Source organism: Streptomyces sp. NBC_01077 (genome assembly GCF_045162855.1).
GTDB lineage: Bacteria > Actinomycetota > Actinomycetes > Streptomycetales > Streptomycetaceae > Streptomyces.
On the sequence record NZ_CP108669.1, the window covers coordinates 7,325,075 to 7,341,142 of the forward strand.

Annotated in this window: 17 protein-coding genes; 5 read left to right on the forward strand and 12 right to left on the reverse strand. The window is 70.5% G+C overall.

Annotation, left to right across the window (positions count from 1 at the left end; all coding sequences use genetic code 11):
• Positions 1-19: 19 nt before the first annotated feature.
• The gene (locus OG462_RS33135) at positions 20-877 is read right to left on the reverse strand and encodes a phosphotransferase enzyme family protein (protein ID WP_406063329.1); all 858 of its coding nucleotides are present in this window, start codon (positions 875-877) and stop codon (positions 20-22) included.
• A gap of 243 nt (positions 878-1,120) precedes the next feature.
• On the opposite strand from OG462_RS33135, the gene OG462_RS33140 reads away from it, so the two are divergent.
• The 5 genes from OG462_RS33140 (at position 1,121) to OG462_RS33160 (ending at position 5,610) form a co-directional block, all read left to right on the forward strand.
• Positions 1,121-2,065: a carbohydrate ABC transporter permease gene (locus OG462_RS33140; protein ID WP_406063331.1), complete on the forward strand. Its 945-nt coding sequence runs from the start codon at positions 1,121-1,123 to the stop codon at positions 2,063-2,065.
• Entirely contained in the window at positions 2,062-2,904 is an 843-nt protein-coding gene (locus tag OG462_RS33145) for a carbohydrate ABC transporter permease (RefSeq protein ID WP_406063333.1), read from the forward strand. Before OG462_RS33140 ends, OG462_RS33145 begins: the two co-directional genes overlap by 4 nt.
• Entirely contained in the window at positions 2,901-4,199 is a 1,299-nt protein-coding gene (locus OG462_RS33150; RefSeq protein WP_406063335.1) for an ABC transporter substrate-binding protein, read from the forward strand. The genes OG462_RS33145 and OG462_RS33150 overlap by 4 nt, the downstream gene beginning before the upstream one ends.
• 152 nt (positions 4,200-4,351) lie before the next feature.
• Complete coding sequence (locus OG462_RS33155) at positions 4,352-4,909, forward strand: DUF1697 domain-containing protein (protein ID WP_406063337.1); 558 nt, start codon at positions 4,352-4,354, stop codon at positions 4,907-4,909.
• Between the two features lie 74 nt (positions 4,910-4,983).
• A complete protein-coding gene (locus tag OG462_RS33160; protein WP_406063339.1) occupies positions 4,984-5,610 on the forward strand; it encodes a DsbA family protein in 627 nt (208 codons plus the stop codon).
• A gap of 100 nt (positions 5,611-5,710) precedes the next feature.
• Here OG462_RS33160 and OG462_RS33165 read toward each other — a convergent pair whose 3' ends face one another.
• The 11 genes from OG462_RS33165 to OG462_RS33215 form a co-directional block, all read right to left on the reverse strand.
• The gene (locus OG462_RS33165; RefSeq protein WP_406063341.1) at positions 5,711-6,598 is read right to left on the reverse strand and encodes a D-alanyl-D-alanine carboxypeptidase family protein; all 888 of its coding nucleotides are present in this window, start codon (positions 6,596-6,598) and stop codon (positions 5,711-5,713) included.
• Positions 6,599-6,804: 206 nt separating this feature from the next.
• The gene (locus tag OG462_RS33170; RefSeq protein ID WP_406063343.1) at positions 6,805-7,548 is read right to left on the reverse strand and encodes a sirohydrochlorin chelatase; all 744 of its coding nucleotides are present in this window, start codon (positions 7,546-7,548) and stop codon (positions 6,805-6,807) included.
• Between the two features lie 8 nt (positions 7,549-7,556).
• The gene (locus OG462_RS33175) at positions 7,557-8,459 is read right to left on the reverse strand and encodes an ABC transporter permease (protein WP_406063344.1); all 903 of its coding nucleotides are present in this window, start codon (positions 8,457-8,459) and stop codon (positions 7,557-7,559) included.
• On the reverse strand, positions 8,446-9,240 hold the full coding sequence (locus OG462_RS33180) for an ABC transporter ATP-binding protein (RefSeq protein WP_406063346.1): 795 nt from the start codon (positions 9,238-9,240) through the stop codon (positions 8,446-8,448). The genes OG462_RS33175 and OG462_RS33180 overlap by 14 nt, the downstream gene beginning before the upstream one ends.
• Positions 9,241-9,273: 33 nt before the next feature.
• Entirely contained in the window at positions 9,274-10,383 is a 1,110-nt protein-coding gene (locus OG462_RS33185) for an aliphatic sulfonate ABC transporter substrate-binding protein (protein WP_406063348.1), read from the reverse strand.
• A gap of 203 nt (positions 10,384-10,586) precedes the next feature.
• Entirely contained in the window at positions 10,587-11,930 is a 1,344-nt protein-coding gene (locus tag OG462_RS33190; protein WP_406063350.1) for a sulfate adenylyltransferase subunit 1, read from the reverse strand.
• Positions 11,930-12,865: a sulfate adenylyltransferase subunit CysD gene (gene cysD, locus OG462_RS33195; protein ID WP_406063351.1), complete on the reverse strand. Its 936-nt coding sequence runs from the start codon at positions 12,863-12,865 to the stop codon at positions 11,930-11,932. The genes OG462_RS33190 and cysD overlap by 1 nt, the downstream gene beginning before the upstream one ends.
• Positions 12,862-13,443, reverse strand: coding sequence for an adenylyl-sulfate kinase (gene cysC, locus OG462_RS33200; RefSeq protein ID WP_406063353.1), 582 nt, complete (start codon positions 13,441-13,443; stop codon positions 12,862-12,864). Before cysC ends, cysD begins: the two co-directional genes overlap by 4 nt.
• Positions 13,425-14,132 (reverse strand): phosphoadenylyl-sulfate reductase, encoded by a 708-nt coding sequence (locus OG462_RS33205; protein WP_406063355.1) that lies wholly within the window; start codon positions 14,130-14,132, stop codon positions 13,425-13,427. The genes cysC and OG462_RS33205 overlap by 19 nt, the downstream gene beginning before the upstream one ends.
• Positions 14,129-14,308, reverse strand: a complete 180-nt coding sequence (locus OG462_RS33210) for a hypothetical protein (RefSeq protein WP_406063357.1) — start codon at positions 14,306-14,308, stop codon at positions 14,129-14,131. The genes OG462_RS33205 and OG462_RS33210 overlap by 4 nt, the downstream gene beginning before the upstream one ends.
• Positions 14,305-16,002 carry a nitrite/sulfite reductase gene (locus OG462_RS33215; RefSeq protein WP_406063359.1) on the reverse strand — a complete coding sequence of 566 codons (1,698 nt, stop codon included), beginning with the start codon at positions 16,000-16,002 and terminating at the stop codon, positions 14,305-14,307. Before OG462_RS33215 ends, OG462_RS33210 begins: the two co-directional genes overlap by 4 nt.
• Between the last annotated feature and the right edge of the window lie 66 nt (positions 16,003-16,068).

Sequence of the window (16,068 nt, forward strand, 5' to 3'; positions counted from 1 at the left end):
CGGTCGGGAACCCATGATGTCAGAACGGGTACCAGCGCACCTCGGCATCGCCGTCCCGCAGCGAGGCCACCCGCCGCTCGAATTCGGCCAGCGCCTTCGGGTTCGCCGGCGCGTGCTGCGCCACCCACGCACAACTCGCGGTCTCCCGCGCCCCGCGCAGCACCGCGCACCCCTCCCACTCCCGTACGTCCCAGCCGTACGCGTCGGTGAAGGCCTCGTACGCGGCCGGATCCAGGCCGTACCGGTCCCGGGAGAGGGCGAGCACCACGAGGTCGTGCTCGCGCAGATCGGAGGAGAAGGTCTCCAGGTCCACCAGGACCGGGCCGTCGGGGCCGACATGGACGTTCCGGGGGAGGGCGTCGCCATGGATCGGGCCCGGCGGCAGGTGCGGGGTCAGCGCGGCCGCCGCCGGGGCGAAGGAATCGCGCCGCTCCCGCAGGAAGGCCGCGTCCGCCGGGTCGATCGCGTCGCCCGCGAGCCGCAGCCACCGCTCGACCCCGCCGAGCAGGTCACGGCGCGGCAGCGTGAACGCCACCGGCTCCGGCAGGGCGTGGATCCGCCGCAGCAGCGGCGCCAGATCGCGGGGCTCCGCCGGCCGTACCGCCTCGGGCAGCCGGTGCCAGAAGGTGAGCGGGTGTCCGTCGACCAGACGCGGCTTCTCCTCGGCGGCCCGTACGGCCGGCACCTCCGCGTCGGCCAGCCAGGCGGCGAGCGCCAGCTCCCGCTCGGCCCGCCCGAACACCTCCGCGTCCCGGCCCACCTTCACGGCGAGATCGCCCACGGCGAAGACCGCGTTCTCACCGAGGGCCAGCAGCCGCGCCTCCGCGACCGGCACCCCCGCCGCGGCCAGGATCTCCCGCGCCCGCGCCTCGTCCATCGACCTCTCCCGTACCTGTGCGACCGCTACCTGTGTGATGGCGGCCTGTGTCATCGCGGCCCGTGTCATCGCGACCTGTGTGATTGCGACCTGTGCTGATTGCGCCAAAGTCTCCCATCCACGCAGCTCACCGCGCAGGCCGCCTTGACGGTCCCCCGGTCCGTCAGGACCATGGCGAGGTTCCCACGGCGGCGGTGGGGGTCCCCGGACGGCGTCCGGGCAGGGTGGACGGGGGTCGAATCGGTGAGCTCGCTGACCGCGACGAAGCGCCCGGGCGGGACGCGCACACCGCGCGACGCCCACGCGACACGCCCCCGCGGCCCCGACTTCGGCGCCTGGTTCCTGGTGCTCCCGGCGCTGCTGCCGATCCTGGTCCTCAGCGTCGGCCCCCTGCTCTACGGCATCGCGCTCGCCTTCACGGACGCCCAGTCCGGCCGGACCCGGGCCACCAGCTGGGTGGGCACCCTCAACTTCCAGGACCTGTTGCACGACACCCTGTTCTGGGACTCGTTCCGCATCGGCGTGGTCTGGGCCGTCGGCGTCACCGTCCCCCAGTTCCTGCTCGCCCTCGGCCTCGCCCTCCTGCTCAACCAGAACCTCCGCTTCCGCTGGCTGGCGCGGTCCCTCGCCATCATTCCCTGGGCGATGCCCGAGGTCGTCGTGGGCATCATGTGGCGGCTCGTCTACAACCCCGACGCCGGCATCCTCAACGAGACGATCCGCACCCTGGGCCTCGGCGAGGGCCGCGACTGGCTCTCCGGGCTCGCCACCGCCCTCCCCGCCGTCATCGTCGTCGGCGTCTGGGCCGGCATGCCGCAGACCACCGTCGCGCTGCTCGCCGGACTCCAGAACACCCCGCGCGAACTCCACGAGGCCGCCGCCCTCGACGGCGCCGGAGCCTGGCGCCGCTTCCGCGCCGTCACCTGGCCCGCGCTCAGACCGGTCGCCCTCGCCATCACCGCCCTCAACCTCATCTGGAACTTCAACTCCTTCGCCCTGGTCTATGTGCTGACCAACGGCGGACCGGGCGGCCGGACCCGGCTCCCCATGCTCTTCGCCTACGAAGAGGCCTTCCGCTACGGGCAGTTCGGCTACGCCGCCGCGATGGGCTGCGTGATGGTCGCCGCCGTCTCGGTGCTCATCGCCCTCTCCCTCGTACGACGGCTGAAAGGGGACCAGGACCGGTGAGCGCCCTCCGGACGAGCAGACCCGCGCGCATCGGCCAGTACGCGGCCCTCCTCGCGTATCTGGTCTTCCTCGCCTTCCCCTTCCTCTGGCTGGTCTCCACCGCCTTCAAGCCCGCCCCCGAGCTGGCCTCGCTCCACCCCACCTGGATCCCGAAGGACCCCACGCTCGCCAACTTCCGGCAGGCCTTCGACGAGCAGCCGCTGCTCGGGGCCGCCGCGAACAGCCTCGTCGCCGCGGTCGCCGCCGCCGTGATCGCGGTGGCCGTCGCGACCCCGCTCGCCTATGTGACGGCCCGTCACCGGGGCAGACTCGCCTCGGCCGCCACCGGCTGGGTGGTGATCAGCCAGGCCTTCCCGTTCGTCCTGGTGATCATCCCGCTCTTCCTGATCCTCAAGAACCTGCACCTCGTCAACAGCGTGTTCGGCCTCGTCCTGGTCTACGTGGTCTGGTCGCTGCCCTTCGCCCTCTGGATGCTGATGGGGTACGTCCGGGCCGTCCCCGCCGAACTGGAGGAGGCCGCGGCCGTCGACGGCGCCGGCCGGCTCCGTACCCTCGTCTCGGTCACCGCCCCGCTGCTCGTCCCCGGCATCGTCGCCACCGGCCTCTTCGCCTTCGTCACCGCGTGGAACGAGTTCTTCTTCGCCCTCGTCCTGCTCAAGACCCCGGAGAAGCAGACCCTGCCGGTCGTCCTCACCCACTTCCTCGGCGCCGAGGGCGTCGCCGACCTCGGCCCGCTGGCCGCCGCGGCCTTCCTCGCCACACTGCCCTCCCTCGTCGTCTTCGCCGTCCTCCAGCGACGGATCACCGGCGGGATGCTGGCCGGGGCGGTGAAGTCATGAGACGACGGATCCTCACCCTCACGGCCGCACTCGCCCTGCTCGTCACCGGTTGCACGGCGGGCGAAGACGACCGGGACGACGGGGTCGTACGGCTCCGCTTCCAGTCCCTCGCCTGGCAGCAGGAGTCCGTCGAGGCCAACCGGCAGCTGGTGAAGGAGTGGAACGCCGCCCACCCCGACGTCCAGGTCGACTACGTCCAGGGCAGCTGGGACTCCGTCCACGACCAGCTCCTCACCTCCTTCGAGGGCGGCGAGGCGCCCGACATCATCCACGACGCCTCCGACGACCTGGCCGACTTCGCCTACGGCGGCGACCTCGCCGACCTGCGCCCGCTGCTGTCCGAACGGCTGCGCGACGACATCCCCGCCCGCAGCTGGGAGACCACCACCTTCGGCTCCGACAAGGGTGTCTACGGCGTGCCGTTCCTCCAGGAACCGCGCGTGATCATCGCCAACCGGAAGATCATCGAATCCTCCGGCGTCCGCGTCCCCACCCCGGAGAAGCCCTGGACCTGGACCGAGTTCCGGCAGATCACCCAGGACCTCACCCGCAGCATGGGACCCGGCCGGTACGCCGTCGCCTGGCCGCTCAAGGAACCCGTCTCCGTCAGTCTCAACCTCGGACTCTCCGCCGGAGGGCAGCTCTTCCACCGGGAGGCCGACGGGCGGGTGACCGTCCGCTTCACCGAGGCCGACGCCGTCGTCCCCGGCACCGTCCACGACCAGGTCACCGATCGCACCGCCCCGCGCACCACGCTCGGCAGCGGCGGCTCCGACACCCTCCCCGGCTTCTTCGCCGGGAAGTACGCCATGGTCCCGCTGGGCTTCGCCTACCGGCAGCAGATCGCGCAACAGGCCCCCAAGGGCTTCGAGTGGACGGTGCTGCCCGCCCCCGCCGGGAACGCCGGGCTCACCCAGGGCGTCTCCCCGCAGACCCTGTCGATCTCCGAGGACAGCCCGTACAAGAAGGAGGCGGCCGCGTTCCTCGACTTCTTCCTGCGCCCGGAGAACATGGTGCGGCTCGCGCGCGGCGACTGGATGCTGCCCACCGGCACGGCCGCGCTCGCCGACCCCTCCCTCCACACGGCCCGGGACGGCTGGGCGACCGGCGCCGCCGTGGCCGAACAACTGCGGCCGGCCCCCGCGCAGTCGGTCCGGGGATACCCGGAGTGGAAGGACAAGGTGGCGACGCCGGCCTTCCAGGAGTACTACAGCGGCGCCATCGACGGCACCGAGCTGCGCAGACGCCTGGTGGCGGACGGCAATCGGGTGCTCGCCCGCTATCAGCGCAAATGATGCGTTCACGAAGGGTTCGTCATTACGAAACATTGTTGAATAAGTCACAGATGGGTGAAGGGTCTTCTCGCGGCTCCCCCTGATCGGACAGTGTTCGAACCGGCCACCGCGCCGCCCCCCACGAGGCGCGGTGGCCCGCCTAGATTGACCCCATGACGAAGAAGACGTACGCGGCCCTGCTCCGCGGCATCAACGTGAGCGGACATCGCAAGGTCCCCATGGCGGAGCTCCGTCCCCTCCTCGAAGGCCTCGGGCACACCAACGTCCGCACCTACCTCCAGAGCGGGAACGCCGTCTTCACCACCGACTCCGGCGCCGGGGAGGACGAGCTCAGGACCGCACTCGAAGACGCGATCGAGGAGAGGTTCGGCTTCCGCGTCGACTGCCTCGTCCGCGACGGCGAGTACCTGACGGCGGTGGCCGAGGCCTGCCCCTTCCCGGCCGCCGAGCTCCAGGGCAAGGAGCTCCATGCCATCTACTACTCGGGGCCCGCCGACCCCGAGCGCTTCGCCTCGATCGACCGCGAGGCCTACCGCCCCGAGGATTTCGCCCTCGGCGACCGCGTGCTCTACCTCTATGTCCCCGAGGGGCTCGGGAAGTCCAGGCTGGCCGACGTGGTCTCCCGTCCGTCCGTCGTGAAGGGGCTCGTCGCCACCGCCCGGAACTGGAACACCGTGGTCAAGCTCATCGAGATGACACGGGAGGACTGACCTCGAAGTGGCCCGGCTCCATGGCGCGTGATTGGACCACAGAGGCAGGCCAATGGCTGGCTAGATTCCACGGTATGACGAGCACCGAGACCCCGCCCCGCCCCACCGTCGACTTCTACTTCGACCCCGCCTGCCCCTTCGCCTGGATCACCTCCCGATGGATCCTGGAGGTCGAGCGCGAGCGGGACATCGACCTCCGCTTCAAGGTCATGAGCCTGTACCTGCACAACCAGGGCAACACCCTGCCCGACTGGTACCGCGAACTCGTCGACGCCTCGATCGGACCGGTCCGGGTCGCGGCCGCCGCCGCCGAGCGGCACGGCGAGGAGATCCTGCGCCCGCTCTACACCGCGTACGGAACCCGCATCCACGAGCAGAAGCGGAACGACTTCGGCGCCGTCGTCGCCGAGTCGCTCGCCGAACTCGGCCTCCCCGCCGCACTCGCCGAGGCCGCCCACGACCCGGCGTACGACGAGGCCGTCCGCCGCAGCCACGACGCGGGCAAGGACCCCGAGGCCGAGGCGTACGTCGGCACCCCGACGATCCACGTCGACGGCACCGTCTGGTTCGGCCCGGTCCTGCGCGCCGTCCCGCGCGGCGAGCGCGCGGCCGAACTCTTCGACGGCTTCCGGGTCCTCGCCGGCCACCCGGACCTCTTCGAGATCAAGCGGACCCGCACGGGCGGTCTCGACTTCGGCTGAGTCCCCTGTTCCCCGGCATCGCGTCCCCGCGGGCTGCCTCCCGACGAGCGGGAGGCAGCCGGGGGCGGGACCGGCGCCGCCGTGGGCCGGTCGCCGCCGACTACCTGGCGAAGCCGTAGTCCAGCAGCTTCTTGACGTCGGCGGCCCTGTTCGTCTCGCTCGACGATCCGAGCACCGTGCCGATGACCGTCTTGTTGCCACGAGTGGCCGCGAAGACGAGGCAGTACTTGGCCTGCGGACCCGAACCGGTCTTGACACCGATCGCGCCGCTGTACGTGCTCAGGAGCTTGTTCGTGTTGCTCCACGACATGTTCCGGTAACCGCCGGACTTCGTGGTCACCTTCTGCGTCGTGGACTTCGTCTTGACGACGGCGCGGAAGGTGGAGTTCTTCATCGCACTGCTCGCGAGCTTCGTCAGATCGCGCGGAGTCGAGTAGTTGCTCCCATTGCTTATTCCGTCGAACGAGTCGAAGTGGGTGTTGCGCAGGCCGAGGTTCCTGGCCTCGGTGTTCATCTTCCCGATGAACGACTTGATCCTGGCCGCCCGCGTGGAGCCGGTGCCGAACTTGTCGGCCAGCGCGTAGGCCGCGTCACAACCCGACGGCAGCATCAGGCCGTACAGGAGCTGCCGGACCGTCACCTTGTCCCCGACGATCAGCCGGGCGGAGGAGGCGTTCTTGGCGACGATGTAGTCGCTGTACGCCTTCTGGACGGTGACCTTGGCGTCGAGATTCAGGTTCCGCTGGGACAGCACCACCTTCGCGGTCATGATCTTCGTGGTGGAACCGGTCGACCGGCGGGTGTCCGCGGCCTTCCCGTAAAGCGTCGTGCCCGTCCCGTTGTTCATGACGAAGCCGCCCGGAGCGGTGATCGACGGGGTGGGCGGCGCGGCGTACGCCTGGCCGGCGAAGAGGCCGCCGGCCAGCACGGCCGAGGCCGTGATCGTGACGGTCACGGCACTGCGTACGCCGAGTGTCGAAGTGATCAAAGTCTTCTGCCCTTGGTAGGAACCGATGTCCTCCGGGTCCTAACGAACCCGGCGCACAGAAGACGCACGAAAGGGCTCGAAGGATGCACGGCCGGGGCCATGACCTTGCTCGCATCCCGTCGCCCACGGACCGAGGGCCGACGACATGGGGGGCAGGGACAGGGGCGGGGGCAGGGGTGGGGCAGAGGTAAAGACAGGGACGGGCCCTAGGCCGAGTGGGCTACGGCGACGCGGGCCACGTGGGCCCCGTCGTAGCGCTCCAGGAGCAGCCGGGCCAGCTCGGGGGAGGGGCCGAGGACGTCCGCCAGGACGTCCGCCCCGGCCGCGCCCGCCGCGATGCGGTCCGGGAGGCGGCCCGGGGCGATCACATACGGGGCGACGGCCACCCGCCGGACGCCCGGATCCGCGCGCAGGGCCCGTACGGCCTCCTCCGTGCGCGGAAGGGATGCGGAGGCGAACGCGGGCCGCACGGAGCACCAACCGGTGCGCCGCAGCTCCCGCGCCGTTTCTGCGATCACCGCGATCGCCTCCGGGTCTGTGGAGCCCGCCGAGGCCAGAACGACCCCGGTCGCGCTCTTGTCGCCGGGCGTGAGCCCGGCCTCGTACAACCGCCGTTCCACCGCCGCGACGAGCAGCGGCGAAGGGCCGAGGACCTCCGCCTGGCGGATCCGCAGGGTCTGCGGGGCCTGGCGCAGGACGGCCGGGATGTCGGCCTTCGCGTGGAAGGCCCGGGTCAGCAGCAGCGGCAGCGCCACCACGTCCCGTACCCCGTCGGCGGCGAGGCGGTCGAGAACACCCGGCACCGACGGCAGGGTGAAGTCCAGGAACGCCGTCTCCACGCGCAGCCCCGGCCGCAGCGCACCGGCCCGGCGCACGAGCGCCTGGACGGTCGCCGCGTGCCGCGGGTCGCGGCTGCCGTGGGCGATGACGAGGAGGACGGGGCGGTTCATGGAGGGGCTCAGCTCTTCGTCAGCAGGCCGCGGCGGCGGAGCACCGTGCGCTCTAGCGGGCTGAAGATCAGCAGGTCGATGGCGATGCCGACGACCAGGATCAGGATGATCGCCAGGAAGATCCCGGCCATGTCGATGTTGTTGCGGCCGTATTCGAGCAGCTGGCCGAGGCCGAGCCCCAGGTCGGGGGAGGACGCGATGATCTCCGCGGCCATCAGTGAACGCCAGGAGAACGCCCAGCCCTGCTTGAGCCCGGCCAGGTAGCCGGGGAGCGCGGCCGGCATCACGATGTGCCAGGCGCCCTTGAGCCCGGTCGCGCCGAGCGTCTTGCCGGCCCGCAGGTAGAGCGGTGGGACCTGGTCGACGCCGGCGACCAGGCCGTTCGCGATCGACGGGACGGCGCCCAGCAGGATCACCGCGTACATCATGCTGTCGTTGAGCCCGAGCCACAGGACGGCGGGTGCCACCCAGGCGACCGAGGGCAGCGACTGGAGACCCGCGAGGATCGGGCCGATCGCCGCCCGAACGAACTTCACCCGGGAGACCAGCAGACCCAGTGGGGTGCCGATGGCCAGAGCCAGGAAGAACCCGTACAGGGCTCGGGACACGCTGGTCCACAGGACGCTGAGGAGCGTCCCCTCCCTCCACATCACGGTCAGGCTGTCCCACACGGCGGACGGGGCGGGCAGCTTGTACTCGGCGGTGACCTTCCCCCAGACCAGGAGCTGCCACACCACCAGGACCAGTGCGACGGCGACAACCGGCGGGAAGACCTTCTTGAGCAGGACCTCGCGGACTGGGGTCCGCCGGATCTGCACGCTGTCCAGCGCGTCCAGACCGGCCTCCAGGCCGGCGAGGTCGTCGGCCTTCCGCGTCTTCGGCGTCTTTGGACTGGTGTCAGTGCTGGCCATGACGGCGGATCTCCCCACGCAGGTGCTCGGTGATCTCGAGGGACAGCTCGGCGACGTCGGAGTCCTCGATACGGCGCGGCTGAGGAATGTCGATGGTCCACTCGTGGGCGATCCGGCCCGGTCGGGACGAGAGGAGGACGACGCGCTCGGCCAGCCGCACGGCCTCGCGGACGTTGTGGGTGACGAAGAGCACCGACAGCTTCGTCTCCCGCCAGATGCGGGTCAGTTCGTCGTGCAGGACGTCCCGGGTGATGGCGTCCAGCGCGGCGAACGGCTCGTCCATCAGGAGCAGGTCGCTGTCCTGGGCAAGCGCGCGCGCCAGGGCGACCCGCTGGCGCATGCCGCCGGACAGCTCGTGGACCCGCTTGCCGTACGAGCCGCTGAGCCGGACGAGGCCGAGCAGCCGCTCGGCCTCGTCGCGCCGCTCGGTCTTGGGCACCCCGCGCAGCCGCAGGGCCAGTTCGATGTTCTTGCCCGCCGTGAGCCATGGGAAGAGGGCGTGCTCCTGGAACATCAGGGCCGGCCGGCCGCCGGGGGTCTCGATGGACCCCGCGGACGGCCGGTCGAGCCCGGCGACCAGGTTGAGCAGCGTGGACTTGCCGCAGCCTGAGGCGCCCAGGAGAGTGACGAACTCGCCCGGGGCGACATCGAGCGAGATGTCGTCGAGGACGAGCTGCCCGCCGGCGGGTCCGCCGAAGGACTTGGAGACATGCTCGATGCGGGCGGCATGGGTCACCGCCGCACGGTCCTCGGCCTTGGCGAGCGTCGCGGTCGTGGCCATGGTCGTCACCTCCTGGAGATCAGCTGCGGACTGTTACTTCGCGCCGAGACCGGCGTCGGAGACCTCGGGCTTGCCCGCTGCCTTCAGGACCTTGTTGAGCGGCTTCAGGTCGTAGATGCCGGCCAGCTCGGGCTTCTCCAGGAGACCGGCCTTCACCGCGTGGTCGGCCTGGGCCTGGAGCGTGGCCGCCAGCGGGTCGTCGGTGAACTGGATGGACGGCCACGCGGCGTCGATCACCTTCGCGCCCAGCGCCTTGCCCGAGAGGTTCTTCAGCTTGGTGTTGGCCGAGGCCTTCGCCTTGTCCGGGTTGGCGTTGATCCACTCGTTGGTCTTCACCGCACCGCGCAGGAAGGCCTCGACGACGTCCGGGTGGGCCTGGAGGAACTTCTGCGACACGATGATGTTCGTGATGACGAACTTCTTGTCCGGCCAGATGTCGGACTCGTCGATCAGCACCTTCGCCCCGTCGCTGACCAGCTTCGACGCGGTCGGCTCTGGCACCCAGGCACCGTCGATGGCGCCGGAGGCGTAGGCGTTCGGGGTCACCTTGTTGTCCGTGCGGACCACGGAGACGTCGCCCTTGCCGCTCTGGGCGTCGACCTTCCAGCCCTTCTCGGAGATCCAGTTGAGGAAGGCCACGTCCTGCGTGTTGCCGAGCTGCGGCGTGGCGATCTTCTTTCCCTTGAGGTCGTCGAGGGTCTTGATCTTCTCCGGGTTCACCACGAGCTTCACGCCGCCGGAGGCCGAGCCGCCGATGATGCGCAGGTTGGTGCCCTTGGTCTTGACGTAGCCGTTGATGGACGGCGAGGGGCCGATGAAGCCGATGTCGATCGAGTCGGCGTTCAGCGCCTCGATCTCGGACGGGCCGGCGTTGAAGGTGGTGGGCACCAGCTCCGTGCCGCCCAGCTCCTTCTGGAGGATGCCCTCCTGGTCACCGACGAGCGCGGTGGCGTGCGTGAGGTTGGGGAAGTACCCGAGCCGTACGGTGTCGGCGGAGAGCTTCTTGCCCTCGGCGGCCACCTTCTTCTCGTCGTTCTTGGCGTCGGAGCCGTAGCCGCAGGAGGCCAGCGCGCCGATCAGCAGCGGCAGGGCGGCAGCGGCGGCGAGACCGCGGCGCAGGGTGGTACGGGTGGTGGCAGGCACGGGAGGTTTTCCCCTCGATTCAGCGTTTTCGAAGTCTGCGTCTATGTCGTTCGGGGTGGAGCGGGTGGAGCGGGGTCGCGCCGCGCAGGCGGCGCGTCGAGGTCAGCACGCACATCGCGCGACGCCTCCCATGCCCGCACCGAGGGCACCGGAGCCCACCCGGCCGCCCTCCTTCGCGAAGGTCGCGTAGACGTTCTGGTCCATCAGAAGTCCCACCCTTCCTCGTCCTCGACGACCGCGACGGCCTTGGCGGTGGCGAAGGACTCGCCCGCCATGCCCGCCGCGAGCGTGGTGCCGTCCGCCGGGTCGATCAGCAGGAACGAACCGGTACGGCGCGAGTCCGCGTACGCGTCGAGCGCGAGCGGTTCGGCCGTGCGCACCACGACCCGGCCGATGTCGTTGGTGACCAGCTGCCCCGGGTTCGGGTGCTGGGAGAGGTCGTCCAGGGTCAGCCGCGAAGGGATCTCCTTGACGATCGCCTTGACCGTGCGGGTGGTGTGCTTGAGCAGCACCCGCTGGCCGACGGCGAGCGCCCGGTCCGCCACGTGGCAGACGGTCGCCTCGATGTCCTGCGTGGTCGCGGGGGCGTCACCGCTCGGGGCGAGCAGGTCGCCGCGCGAGATGTCGATGTCGTCCGCGAGCCGGATGGTGACCGACTGCGGGGCCCAGGCGATGTCCACGGACTCGCCCAGAGCGTCGATCCCGGCGATCGTGGAGGTCTTCCCCGACGGCAGGACGGTGATCTCCTCGCCGACCCGGAAGGCACCGGCCGCGATCTGCCCGGCGTAGCCCCGGTAGTCGGGGTGCTCGGCGGTCTGCGGGCGGATCACGTACTGCACGGGGAAACGCGCGTGGCAGGCCGTCAGGTCGTGGCTGACCGGCACGGTCTCCAGGTGCTCCAGGACCGTCGGGCCGCCGTACCAGTCCATGTTCGCGGACGGCTCCACGACGTTGTCGCCGGCGAGCGCGGAGATCGGGATCGCGGTGATCTCCGGGACGCCGAGCTCGGAGGCGTACGTCGTGAACTCCTCGGCGATCGCGGCGAAGACGGGCTCCCGGTACTCGACCAGGTCCATCTTGTTCACGGCCAGGACGACGTGCGGGACGCGCAGCAGCGCGGCGACGGCCGCGTGCCGGCGGGTCTGCTCGACCACACCGTTACGGGCGTCGACGAGGACCACGGCCAGCTCGGCGGTGGAGGCCCCGGTCACCATGTTCCGGGTGTACTGCACGTGCCCGGGGGTGTCGGCGAGGATGAAGCGGCGGCGGGGCGTCGCGAAGTAGCGGTACGCCACGTCGATGGTGATGCCCTGCTCGCGCTCGGCGCGCAGACCGTCGGTGAGGAGCGCCAGGTCGGGCGCCTCCTGGCCGCGGGAGCGCGAGGCGTGCTCCACGGCCTCCAGCTGGTCGACGAGGACCGACTTGGAGTCGTGGAGGAGCCGGCCCACCAGGGTGGACTTGCCGTCGTCGACGGAGCCGGCGGTGGCGAAGCGCAGCAGGGTGGTGGCCGCCAGCTGCTCGGTCAGCTGCTCGGTGGACGTGCTCATTAGAAGTACCCTTCGCGCTTGCGGTCTTCCATCGCGGCCTCGGACATCTTGTCGTCGGCGCGGGTCGCGCCCCGCTCGGTGAGCCGGGAGGCGGCGATCTCGGCGATGACGGCGTCCAGCGTGGTGGCGTCGGAGTCGACGGCGCCGGTGCAGGACATGTCGCCGACGGTGCGGTAGCGGATCAGCCGCGTCTGCGTCGTCTCGGACTCCTTCGGGCCGCCCCAGTCGCCGGCCGTCAGCCACATGCCGCTGCGGGCGAACACCTCGCGCTCATGGGCGAAGTAGATCTCCGGGAGCTCGATCTTCTCGCGCTGGATGTACTGCCAGACGTCCAGCTCGGTCCAGTTGGACAGCGGGAAGACGCGGACGTGCTCGCCGGGCGCGTGGCGGCCGTTGTAGAGCTGCCACAGCTCGGGGCGCTGGCGGCGCGGGTCCCACTGCGAGAACTCGTCGCGCAGCGAGAACACCCGCTCCTTCGCGCGGGCCTTCTCCTCGTCGCGGCGGCCGCCGCCGAAGACGGCGTCGAAGCGGTGCTGCTGGATCGCCTCGGTGAGCGGGACGGTCTGCAGCGGGTTGCGGGTGCCGTCGGGGCGCTCGCGCAGCTTGCCGGCGTCGATGTACTCCTGCACGGAGGCGACGTGCAGCCGCAGACCGTGCTGGGCGACGACGCGGTCGCGGTATTCGAGGACCTCGGGGAAGTTGTGCCCGGTGTCGACGTGCAGCAGCGTGAAAGGGATCGCCGCGGGGGCGAAGGCCTTCAGCGCCAGGTGCAGCATGACGATGGAGTCCTTGCCACCGGAGAAGAGGATCACCGGCCGCTCGAACTCGCCCGCCACCTCACGGAAGATGTGGACGGCCTCCGACTCCAGCGAGTCGAGGTGCGACAGCGCGAACGGGTTGTCGGTCGCGCCGTGGAGATGAGCGACGGTGGTCACAGCAGACCCCTCTCGGTGAGCAGCGCGTGGAGCTGCGCCGCGGACTCCTGCACGGTCTGGTTCTGGGACTCGATCCGGAGATCGGGTGTCTCGGGTGCCTCGTAGGGGTCGTCGACGCCGGTGAGGCCGCTGATCTCGCCCGCGGCCTGCTTGGCGTAGAGGCCCTTCACGTCACGGACGGAGCAGACCTCGACGGGGGTGGCCACGTGCACCTCGACGAAGGTGGTGCCCTCGGCGTGGTGGCGCTTGCGGACGGCCTCGCGGCTGTCGGCGTACGGGGCGATCACCGGCACCAGGACCTGCACGCCCTGCGAGGCGAGCAGCTCCGCGACGAACCCGATCCGCTGCACGTTGGTGTGCCGGTCCTCGCGGCCGAAGCCGAGGCCCGCGGAGAGGAACTCGCGGATCTCGTCGCCGTCGAGGACCTCGACCCGGTGGCCCTCCCCGCGCAGCCGGCCGGCCAGCTCGTACGCGATGGTGGTCTTGCCGGCGCTCGGCAGGCCGGTGAGCCAGATGGTGGCACCCGTCACGTGCTTCTCCTGAACTTCCTGAGTGTCCGTCATCCGTGCAGCCCGCATTCGGTCTTGGCGCGGCCCGCCCAGCGTCCGGCGCGGGCGTCCTCGCCCTCCAGGACGCGGCGGGTGCAGGGGGCGCAGCCGACGGAGGCGTAACCGTCCATCAGGAGCGGGTTGGTGAGGACACCGTGCTCCGTGACGTACGCGTCGACGTCGTCCTGTGTCCAGCGGGCGATGGGGGAGACCTTGACCTTGCGGCGCTTCTCGTCCCAGCCGACGACCGGGGTGTTCGCCCGGGTCGGGGACTCGTCGCGGCGCAGGCCCGTGGCCCAGGCGCTGTACCGGGTCAGTCCCTCTTCGAGGGGCTTGACCTTGCGCAGCGCGCAGCACAGGTCGGGGTCGCGGTCGTGGAGCCCGGGACCGTACTCGGCGTCCTGCTCGGCCACCGTCTGACGCGGGGTCAGCGTGATGACGTTGACGTCCATCACGGCGTCCACGGCGTCACGGGTGCCGATGGTCTCCTCGAAGTGGTAGCCCGTGTCGAGGAAGACGACGTCCACGCCGGGCCGGACCCGCGAGGCGAGATGGGCGACGACCGCGTCCTCCATGGAGGAGGTGACGCAGAAGCTCTCGCCGAAGGTGTCCACGGCCCAGCGGAGGATCTCCAGCGGGGAGGCGTCCTCCAGATCACGGCCGGCCTGCTCGGCGAGTGCCTTGAGGTCGGCCGCGGTCATTTCCTGAGTCGTCGTCATATGTCTTTCCTTCCAGGGGTGTTGCGCGAAGTCGCCGGGGCGAGCAGCCCCAGGAACTTCAACTGGAAGGCTCGACTGCACGCGGCGCATTCCCAGGCGCCGTGACCCTGCTCGTTGGGACGCAGGTCCTCGTCGCCGCAGTAGGGGCAGTGGAACGGTGCGGCACGCTCGCTCACGACAGCGCCTCCTCGGAGGCACGCGACGCCCAGGTCGCGAAGCGCTCGCCGGTCTCGCGCTCCGCCTGGAAACGCTTGAGGACCCGCTCCACGTAGTCCGGGAGCTCTGCCGCGGTGACCTTGAGGCCGCGGACCTTGCGGCCGAAGCCGGCCTCCAGACCGAGCGCGCCGCCCAGGTGCACCTGGTAGCCCTCGACACGGTTGCCGTCGTCGTCCAGGACCAGCTGCCCCTTGAGACCGATGTCCGCCACCTGGATACGGGCGCAGGCGTTCGGGCAGCCGTTGATGTTGATCGTCAGCGGCTCGTCGAACTCCGGGATGCGACGCTCCAGCTCGTCGATGAGCGAGGCACCGCGGGCCTTGGTCTCGACGATCGCGAGCTTGCAGAACTCGATGCCGGTGCAGGCCATCGTGCCGCGCCGGAACGGGGTCGGGTTCACCCGCAGGTCGAGAGCCTCCAGGGCGGCGACCGCCGAGTCGACCTGCGCCTCCTCGACGTCGAGCAGGATCATCTTCTGGTCCGCGGTGGTCCGCAGCCGGCCGGAGCCGTGCTGCTCGGCCAGGCCCGCGATCTTGGTCAGGGTGGCGCCGTCGACCCGGCCCACGCGCGGGGCGAATCCGATGTAGAAGCGGCCGTCCTGCTGCCGGTGCACGCCCATGTGGTCGCGCCACTGGCCGGCGGGCTGCTCGGGGGCGGGGCCGTCGTTCAGCTTGCGCTGCAGGTACTCGTCCTCCAGGACCTGGCGGAACTTCTCCGGGCCCCAGTCGGCGACGAGGAACTTCAGACGGGCGCGGTTGCGCAGCCGGCGGTAGCCGTAGTCGCGGAAGATCGAGATGACGCCCTCGTAGACGTCCGGGACCTCGTCGAGGGAGACCCAGGTGCCGAGGCGGACGCCGAGCTTGGGGTTGGTGGAGAGGCCGCCGCCGACCCAGACGTCGAAGCCGGGGCCGTGGTCCGGGTGGTTCACACCGACGAAGGCGATGTCGTTGATCTCGTGCGCCACGTCGAGCTGCGGCGAGCCGGAGATCGCGGACTTGAACTTGCGGGGCAGGTTGGAGAAGTCCTTGTTGCCGACGATCCGACGGTAGATCTCGTCGATGGCGGGCGTGCCGTCGATGATCTCGTCGGCCGAGATGCCGGCCACCGGGGAGCCGAGGATGACACGCGGGGTGTCACCGCAGGCCTCGGTGGTGGACAGGCCGACCGCCTCCAGGCGGTTCCAGATCTCGGGGACGTCCTCGATGCGGATCCAGTGGTACTGGACGTTCTGCCGGTCCGTGATGTCGGCGGTGCCCCGGGCGAACTCCTCGGAGATCTCGCCGATGACCCGGAGCTGCTCGGTGGTCAGCCGGCCGCCGTCGATCCGGACACGGAGCATGAAGAACTCGTCGTCCAGCTCCTCCGGCTCCAGGACACCCGTCTTGGTGCCGTCCAGACCCTGCTTGCGCTGGGTGTAGAGGCCCCACCAGCGCATGCGGCCGCGCAGGTCGTTGGGGTCGATGGAGTCGAATCCGCGCTTCGAGTAGACCGTCTCAATACGTGTCCGTACGTTGAGACCGTCGTCGTCCTTCTTGAACTGCTCGTTGCCGTTCAGAGGGGTGAAGTGCCCCACGGCCCACTGACCCTCGCCACGGTGGCGCCCGGGCTTGCGGCGTGCGGCGGCGGGAGTGGGGTTTTCCGGGGTGGCGGCCATGGCGTCTTGTCCTTCGAGACTGCGAGAGGGCGGCTCTGACCTGCACACTGGCGCTCAGGTCGGAGG

Excerpts from the sequence above, each read along its gene's own strand:
- OG462_RS33170 (WP_406063343.1), bottom strand. The coding sequence starts at position 7,548 with ATGAACCGCCCCGTCCTCCTCGTCATCGCCCACGGCAGCCGCGACCCG.
- OG462_RS33180 (WP_406063346.1), bottom strand. The coding sequence starts at position 9,240 with ATGGCCACGACCGCGACGCTCGCCAAGGCCGAGGACCGTGCGGCGGTG.
- OG462_RS33175 (WP_406063344.1), bottom strand. The coding sequence starts at position 8,459 with ATGGCCAGCACTGACACCAGTCCAAAGACGCCGAAGACGCGGAAGGCC.
- OG462_RS33215 (WP_406063359.1), bottom strand. The coding sequence starts at position 16,002 with ATGGCCGCCACCCCGGAAAACCCCACTCCCGCCGCCGCACGCCGCAAG.
- cysC (WP_406063353.1), bottom strand. The coding sequence starts at position 13,443 with ATGCGGGCTGCACGGATGACGGACACTCAGGAAGTTCAGGAGAAGCAC.
- OG462_RS33135 (WP_406063329.1), bottom strand. The coding sequence starts at position 877 with ATGGACGAGGCGCGGGCGCGGGAGATCCTGGCCGCGGCGGGGGTGCCG.
- OG462_RS33150 (WP_406063335.1), top strand. The coding sequence starts at position 2,901 with ATGAGACGACGGATCCTCACCCTCACGGCCGCACTCGCCCTGCTCGTC.
- OG462_RS33160 (WP_406063339.1), top strand. The coding sequence starts at position 4,984 with ATGACGAGCACCGAGACCCCGCCCCGCCCCACCGTCGACTTCTACTTC.
- OG462_RS33190 (WP_406063350.1), bottom strand. The coding sequence starts at position 11,930 with ATGAGCACGTCCACCGAGCAGCTGACCGAGCAGCTGGCGGCCACCACC.
- OG462_RS33155 (WP_406063337.1), top strand. The coding sequence starts at position 4,352 with ATGACGAAGAAGACGTACGCGGCCCTGCTCCGCGGCATCAACGTGAGC.
- OG462_RS33205 (WP_406063355.1), bottom strand. The coding sequence starts at position 14,132 with ATGACGACGACTCAGGAAATGACCGCGGCCGACCTCAAGGCACTCGCC.